The sequence below is a fragment of the Acetobacter estunensis genome (assembly GCF_019083805.1).
Classification (GTDB): Bacteria; Pseudomonadota; Alphaproteobacteria; order Acetobacterales; family Acetobacteraceae; genus Acetobacter; species Acetobacter estunensis_A.
Genome location: NZ_JAHRDV010000131.1, coordinates 1 through 429, shown reverse-complemented (window position 1 = coordinate 429; position 429 = coordinate 1). Strand labels below are relative to the sequence as shown.

Annotated in this window: 1 pseudogene; it reads right to left on the bottom strand. The window is 56.9% G+C overall.

The annotated features are described in order from the left end of the window. Positions 1-429: pseudogene (locus tag KUA11_RS17265) on the bottom strand (phosphoglucomutase, alpha-D-glucose phosphate-specific); the annotation flags it as partial.

The window sequence follows — 429 nt, the reverse complement described above, 5'->3', positions numbered from 1 at the left end:
TAATGATACCGTCTTTATCGGTAGACCACGGCGTACCGTCGAAACGCAGGAACGAAGCGCCCGCGCTTTCTTCCCCGCCGAAACCGAAGCTGCCGTCGAACAAACCGTCAACAAACCATTTGAAGCCTACCGGCACTTCCACCAGCTTGCGTCCCAAATCATTCCCCACGCGGTCAATCATCGCGGAAGAGACCAGCGTTTTACCGACGGCCACGTCTTTGCCCCATTGTGGGCGATGCTGAAACAGATAGTTGATGGCGACCGCCAGATAATGGTTCGGATTCATCAGCCCCGCAGGCGTCACGATGCCATGACGGTCATAGTCCGGGTCGTTGGCGAAGGCCAGGTCAAACTTGTCCCGCAGCGCCAGCAAACCCGCCATCGCACATTCGGAGGAGCAATCCATGCGGATCGCGCCATCTTTATCAA